Genomic DNA, 6,427 nt, shown 5'->3' with positions numbered 1-6,427 from the left:
GGTCCGGGTTGGCCGTGCCGCCCTTCGACGTGACGATGAAGCCGGCCTTCCGCCGCAGGACCGCGCCCGTCAGGGAGCGGGCGTACAGCGGCGCGCGGGCGCAGCGGGTCAGACACGGCGGGTGGCTCCTCGCGGGGGCATGTACTGATAGGCGCCTCCCACCCTATGGGGTCGCGGGTCCTCCGCCACGCCCGCGCACCACCGAGCCGTGCGCGGGGGCCGGTCCCGGGCCTTTCCCGGGCGAATTGCGGCCGCCCGGCACCGGGGCGCGCTTCCCGGTAATTCCCTTTCGTTCCACCGGACGGAAAAGGCGATGCCGGGCCAGGCGGAGATGGCCGGACGGAGAAGGCCGGGCGGTGAAGGAAAAAGACGGGCGCGGGCGGGAACTCCGCGGAAAGCGGGAACGCGGAGACGGACACGGAAGCCACGGGCGGAGTGCGGGCAGCGGGCAGCGGAGCCGGGAATGGCAAGGCCGGGAATACGCCCCCGCATTTTCCGGCCGAAGCCGCTTCCGGACGCGCGCACGCACGCGCCCGCCCGGCCGAGGCGGCGTCCGATGGGCGCCCGGTCGGCCCGTCACCCGGCGCGTGTCCGGGGTGGCGGGAGCAGCGGCTGCAGGGCCAGCAGGCGCTCGACGAGGCGGAGGAAGTGGGCGGCGGCGCGCAGGAGGTCGTCGGCCTCCCGGGGGCCGGCCGCCCCGGGTATGCCCGCTTCGGCGCGCGCCCTGCGCTCGGCACCGGCGGCGAACAGGGCGCTCCACTCCGATAATTCGGGCGCGACCTCGGGCAGCACCTCCCAGGCGCTGCGGATGCGCTGCCTTCGCCGGAGCGTCGGCTCGGGGCGGCCCCGCACGGCCAGTACGGCGGCAGCCGCGCGCAGGGCGGCGAGGTGAGCCGTCGCGAAGCGCTCGTTCGGGGCTTCCAGGGACGCCGCCTCTTCCAGGCCGCGCTGGGCCTTGGCCAGCAGGTCGAGGGCGGCGGGCGGGGCGGCCGTCCGGCGCAGGACGGGATGGACATCGCCCGGGGGACCGTACGCAGCGGAACCTGCCCCAGTGGGACGAGATGCCATGACGAACCTCCTGTCGTCGCATAACGGCTCGGAACCGCACAACCCATCGTGAGGCACACCACTGACAATCGCCCTGACCTGCACTTTCTCCGTGTAGTCCAGATCACGTCGCCTTCGGTACCGGCCGACTTGCGCTCCCCCCGGCACCGTGCGGCATACTTTTTGCACTGACTGGTCAGTTCAAGAGGGAGGGACCGTGGACAGCACCCCGCACGGGGCGGCGGTCAAGGCCCAGGGGCTCGGGGTCAAAGGGCCTCGCGGCTGGGCGTTCCAGGACGTCGACATCGCGGCCGAGCCCGGCACGCTGATCGCGATCGAGGGGCCGTCCGGCTCGGGCCGCACGTGCCTGCTGCTCGCGCTCACCGGACGCATGACGACGGCCGCCGGAAAGGCCCGGGTGGGCGGCCTGTCGCTGCCCAAGAAGATGGCCGCCGTACGGGCCATCACGGCGCTTGCCCACGTGCCCGGCGTCGCCGAGCTCGACCCGGCCTTCACGGTCGCCGAGCACCTGCACGAACGGGCCCTGCTGCAGCGCCGCTTCGGCAGCCCGGTACGCGCCCTGCTGCGCCCGCGCCGCGAGCGCCGCGCCGAGGCCCGGGGCCGGATCGACGCGGCCCTGGAGGCCGCCGGGCTCGATCCGGAGACGCTGCCCAAGGGCGTACGGACGTCCGTACGGGACCTGGAGCGGCTGGAGGCGCTGCGGCTGTCCGTCGCGCTGGCGCTCATCGGTGCGCCGCGGCTGCTGGCCGTCGACGACACCGACCTGAAGCTGTCGGACGAGGAGCGCGCGCAGGCGTGGGCCCTGCTGCGCGGGCTGGCCGCTGCCGGGACGACGGTACTGGCGGTGTGCAGCCAGGCACCCGAGGACGCGCTCGTGGTCTCCACGGCGCGGCGCCCAGAGAAGCCGCGGCCCGAGCCGGAAACGGGCACCGAGAAGAACACCGAGAACGAGGAGGGGGCGGCGGATGCGCTCGCCGAAGCTGGCCGCGCTTGAGCTGAAGCGGTTCGGCAGGGGGAAGCTGCCGCGCGCCGCGCTGGTGGCCCTCCTGCTGCTGCCGCTGCTCTACGGAGCGCTCTACCTGTGGTCCTTCTGGGACCCGTACTCGCGCCTGGACAAGATCCCGGTCGCGCTGGTCAACGCCGACCGGGGCGCCTCGGCGAAGGGCGAGAAGATCAACGCCGGCGACGACCTCGTCAAGGGCCTCAAGGACAGTGACACCTTCGACTGGCACCCTGTGAGCGCCGCCGACGCGGCCAAGGGCGTCGAGTCCGGAACGTACTACCTCTCGCTGACCGTCCCCGACGACTTCAGCACCTCGATCGCGTCCAGCTCCGGCGACCACCCGGAGGCCGGCGAGCTGAAGGTCCGTACGAACGACGCCAACAACTACATCGTCGGGCAGATCTCCAAGACGGTCTTCTCCGAGGTGCGCTCCGCGGCGTCCGCGAAGTCCTCGCGCGGCTTCCTGGACAAGATCTTCGTGTCGTTCTCCGACCTGCACGACGCCACCCAGAAGGCGGCCGACGGCGCCTCCGAGCTCAAGGGCGGCATCGGGCAGGCCAAGAAGGGCACCGGCGACCTGAAGAACGGCCTGGACAGCGCCAAGAACGGCAGCAGCGACCTGGCCGACGGCGTCGACACCGCCAAGAAGGGCAGCCACGACCTGGCGAACGGCCTGAAGGACCTCGACTCCGGGGCGGGCAAGCTCGACACCGGGGCCGGTCAGGTCTCCAAGGGCGCGGGCCAGGTGGCCGACGGCACCCAGAAGCTCGCCGACAAGGTGAACGAGGCCGACAAGGCGGTGGGCCCCTTCGTGCGCGCGCACGGCAAGGAGATCGGCGATGCCGCGCGCCTGGTGGCCGACGGCTCGCAGGCCATCCGGGACAACCTCGACAAGCTGCCGAAGGCCGCCTCGGACGGGGCCACCACCTCCCGGGCGCTGGCCAACCAGGTCGCGGCCTTCTACAAGCTGCGCTGCGAGAACTCCCTGACCGACCGCGACGTCTCCTGCACCGAGCTCAAGGACATGCGGGACAAGTCCGATGCGGCGGCCGACAAGGCCGAGGAGGTCAGCGGCCTGGTCCAGAACGAGAAGAACCTGGCCCAGCTGGCCAAGGACCTGGACGAGGTGCACCGGCTCGCGAGCACGCTGGCCGAACACGGCCCCACGCTCGGCCAGGACCTGGACACGGCCGTCAAGCAGGTCAACGAGCTCAACAAGGGCGCGCACGCGGTGGCCACCGGTGCCGACAAGCTGGCCACCGGAGCGGGCGACCTGCACAAGGGGACCGGCACCGCCAAGAAGGGCGGCACCGACCTGGACACCGGTATGGGCAGGCTGCAGACCGGTGCCGGCGACCTGGACGAGGGCGTGGGCAAGCTGAAGAACGGCGCCGAGACCCTGAACGGCGGCATGTTCAAGCTGTCCGACGGCTCGGCGAAGCTGGCCGGCGGGCTGCACGACGGTGTCAAGCAGATCCCGGACTACGACAAGGACCAGCGGGACGCCCGTACGGGTGTGATGTCCGACCCGGTGCAGCTCGCCTCGGGCTCGGCGCACAAGGCGCCCAACTACGGGACGGGCTTCGCCCCGTACTTCATCCCGCTGTCCCTGTGGGTCGGCGCGATGGTCGCCTACATGCTGATCCAGCCGCTGAACCGGCGGGCGCTGGCGGCCGGCGCGAGCGCCTTGCGGACCGCGGTGTCCGGCTGGCTCCCGGTGTTCGCCATCGGGGTGCTGCAGATCGCCGCCCTGATGTCCGTGCTGCACTTCGGGCTGGGCCTGGAGATGGTGAACGCGGCGGGCACGATCGGGTTCCTGGTACTGGCCACGGCCTGCTTCGCGGCGATCGTGCAGTGGCTGAACGCGCAATTCGGCGCCGCGGGCCGGATCCTGGTGCTGGCGCTGCTGATGCTCCAGCTGACCTCGGCGGGCGGTACGTACCCCGTGCAGACCAGCCCCGGCTTCTTCAACGCGCTGCACCCGTACCTGCCGATGACGTACATCGTGGGAGGGCTGCGCCGCCTCATCACGGGCGGTGACCTGACACCGGTGTGGCAGGGCGGCCTCGTGCTGGCGGCCTTCACCGTGGGCGCGCTCGCGCTCACCACGTGGACAGCGCGGGGCCGGCAGGTCGTACGGATGAAGGACCTGCACCCGGAGCTCAGCCTGTGAGCACGCGGACCGCGGTGCCGTCCGCAGGGGGCACAATCGCCTCCATGGACAGCTCCAACACGCGTCGTGAGGCGACCCGGCGCAAGCTCTTCGAGGCCGCGGTGACGCTCATCGCCGAACAGGGTTTCTCCTCCACCACGGTGGACGAGATCGCCGAGCGGGCCGGTGTCGCGAAGGGCACGGTCTACTACAACTTCGCGAGCAAGAACGTGCTCTTCGAAGAGCTGCTCCGGCACGGCGTGGAGATGCTGGCCGCCTCGCTCCAGAACGCCGCCGACGAGGTGGCGGAGCGGGGCGGCTCCCGGGTCGACGCGCTGGACGCGATGATCCACGCGGGGCTGTACTTCATCTCGCAGTACCCGGCGCTCACCCAGCTGTTCGTCGCCGAGCTGTGGCGCACGAACCGGACGTGGAACTCCACGCTGTTGATGGTGCGGGAACGGGCCGTCTCCGTGGTCGCCGACGTCATCCGGGACGCGGTGGCAGGCGGCGAGCTGAGCGAGGAGATCGACATCCCGCTGACGGCTTCCGCGCTGTTCGGGATGGTGCTGGTGGCAGCGCTGGACTGGCAGTCCTTCCAGCCGGACCGGTCGATCGACGATGTGCACGCGGCGCTCTCCCGGCTGCTCCAAGGACGGGTGAGCGGCCATCAGGGCGCGGGAGGCGCCGGTGCCGAGGCCGGAACCGGCCGCTCCTGAGGATGAGCACCCAGCCCTGAGTACACGTACTCAGAAGGGGAGATGAGTAGGTACGCGGATGGGCCGCGACCTGCGCAGACGGGAAAGTGGAGGCCACGGAGGGGAAGCCGGCGCCGGTACCGCCGACACGGGGCGGCGGAACGGTACGGCCTCCCCGACGTGGCAGGGGGAGCCACGGGGGAAGCGGGGCTCCACGGGGGAGCCACGGGGGAATGGGGCTCCACGCTCCACGGGGGAGCACGGGGGACGCCGAGGCAACTCGGCGGCACGGGGGAAGCCGGGGAAACCCGGTGGAACGGGGGAAGCACGGGGGACGCGCTGTCCTGGTCGGATCGAAGGGGGAACGATCCGTGCCAGGGCAGCGCGTTTTTTTCGTGCCCGAGCGCCTGAGGTGAGGGCGCCCGGCGGCGTTGTCAGTGGTCGCCGATAAAGTCACGGACATGGCACGGATTGCGGTGATCGGCGCCGGGACGGGCGCGATGGCGGCCGCCGCCCGGCTGGCCGTCGCGGGCCACCGGGTGGCGGTGTGGGAGCGCGGCGAGACCCATGGCGGCTCACTGCGGCGGTTCGAGCGCGCCGGTTTCGGCTTCGACACCGGTCCCGGGCTGCTGCACCTCCCGGCCGTGCAGCGGGACCTGTTCGTCAAGACCGGCCGCGAGCCGCTGGAGAGCGTGGTCGGCCTGGTCCAGGTCGACCCGGCGAGCCGGCACGTCTTCGCGGACGGCACGGAGGTCCTCCTGCCGAACGCCTCGCGGGCCGGCGTCACCGAGGCGCTGGACCGGGCGCTCGGCGCGGGCGCGGGCGAGCGCTGGAGCGCGCTGCTGGGCCGCGCCCGGGAAGCCTGGGACCGGACCCGTCGGCCGCTGCTGGAGGAGCCGCTGTGGCCCGACTGGCGGGTGCTGGGCCGCGAGCCGTATCCGGCCGTCGGCCACAAGGGCCTGCTCAAGCGGCGCCCGGCGCGCACCCTCGCCGAGGTCGCGGCCCTGGAGCTCAAGGACCCGCGGCTGGTGGCGCTGCTGGAGAGCCACGCGCTGGCGTACGGCTTCGACCCGCGCACCGCCCCCGCGAGCGCCACGGTCCTGCCGTACATGGAGCAGACCTTCGGCTCGTGGTACATCGGCGGCGGGCTGCGCGCGCTGGCCACGGCACTGTACGAGCGCTGCCTGGCCAGGAAGGTGGAGTTCACCTTCGGTGCCGAGGTGCGGCGGCTGGTCGTCAAGGACGGCCGGGCGGCCGGGGTGGAGCTGGCCGACGGGCGGGTGGCGGACGCCGACGTGGTGGTCGCGGGCGTCGACCCGTGGACGCTGGCCGGGCTGACCGGCGACTCCCCCGGCGCGGCCGGGAAAGTCCGCAGCGCGGACGACGTGCTGCCGCCGGCGGCGCCGCCGAGCGGGCGGTTCAGCGTGCTGCTGGCGCTGCGCGGCGCCCGGGAGACGGGCGCCGCGCTCCGTACGGTCGTGCACGCCGCGGACCGGGAGGCGGAGC

At 72.7% G+C, this 6,427-nt stretch carries 5 protein-coding genes; 4 read left to right on the top strand and 1 reads right to left on the bottom strand.

Annotated elements, in window-relative coordinates; translation table 11 throughout:
• Positions 1-576: 576 nt before the first annotated feature.
• Positions 577-1,068, bottom strand: coding sequence for an SAV_6107 family HEPN domain-containing protein (locus ABT381_RS34515; RefSeq protein WP_351601652.1), 492 nt, complete (start codon positions 1,066-1,068; stop codon positions 577-579).
• A 196-nt stretch (positions 1,069-1,264) separates the two neighbouring features.
• On the opposite strand from ABT381_RS34515, the gene ABT381_RS34510 reads away from it, so the two are divergent.
• The 4 genes from ABT381_RS34510 to ABT381_RS34495 form a co-directional block, all read left to right on the top strand.
• On the top strand, positions 1,265-2,062 hold the full coding sequence (locus tag ABT381_RS34510; protein WP_351601649.1) for an ATP-binding cassette domain-containing protein: 798 nt from the start codon (positions 1,265-1,267) through the stop codon (positions 2,060-2,062).
• Positions 2,034-4,244, top strand: coding sequence for a YhgE/Pip family protein (locus tag ABT381_RS34505; protein ID WP_351601646.1), 2,211 nt, complete (start codon positions 2,034-2,036; stop codon positions 4,242-4,244). Before ABT381_RS34510 ends, ABT381_RS34505 begins: the two co-directional genes overlap by 29 nt.
• Before the next feature lie 44 nt (positions 4,245-4,288).
• Positions 4,289-4,942, top strand: coding sequence for a TetR/AcrR family transcriptional regulator (locus ABT381_RS34500; protein WP_351601643.1), 654 nt, complete (start codon positions 4,289-4,291; stop codon positions 4,940-4,942).
• Between the two features lie 440 nt (positions 4,943-5,382).
• A partial coding sequence (locus ABT381_RS34495; protein WP_351601640.1) for a phytoene desaturase family protein occupies positions 5,383-6,427 on the top strand: 1,045 nt, incomplete at its 3' end.

Source organism: Streptomyces sp. NPDC000151, from assembly GCF_040301705.1.
In the GTDB taxonomy this organism is placed as follows: domain Bacteria; phylum Actinomycetota; class Actinomycetes; order Streptomycetales; family Streptomycetaceae; genus Streptomyces.
The sequence above is the reverse complement of the archived record's forward strand: the minus strand, read 5'-3'. Positions and strand labels throughout refer to the sequence as shown.

Excerpts from the sequence above, each read along its gene's own strand:
- ABT381_RS34505 (WP_351601646.1), top strand. The coding sequence starts at position 2,034 with ATGCGCTCGCCGAAGCTGGCCGCGCTTGAGCTGAAGCGGTTCGGCAGG.
- ABT381_RS34500 (WP_351601643.1), top strand. The coding sequence starts at position 4,289 with ATGGACAGCTCCAACACGCGTCGTGAGGCGACCCGGCGCAAGCTCTTC.
- ABT381_RS34515 (WP_351601652.1), bottom strand. The coding sequence starts at position 1,068 with ATGGCATCTCGTCCCACTGGGGCAGGTTCCGCTGCGTACGGTCCCCCG.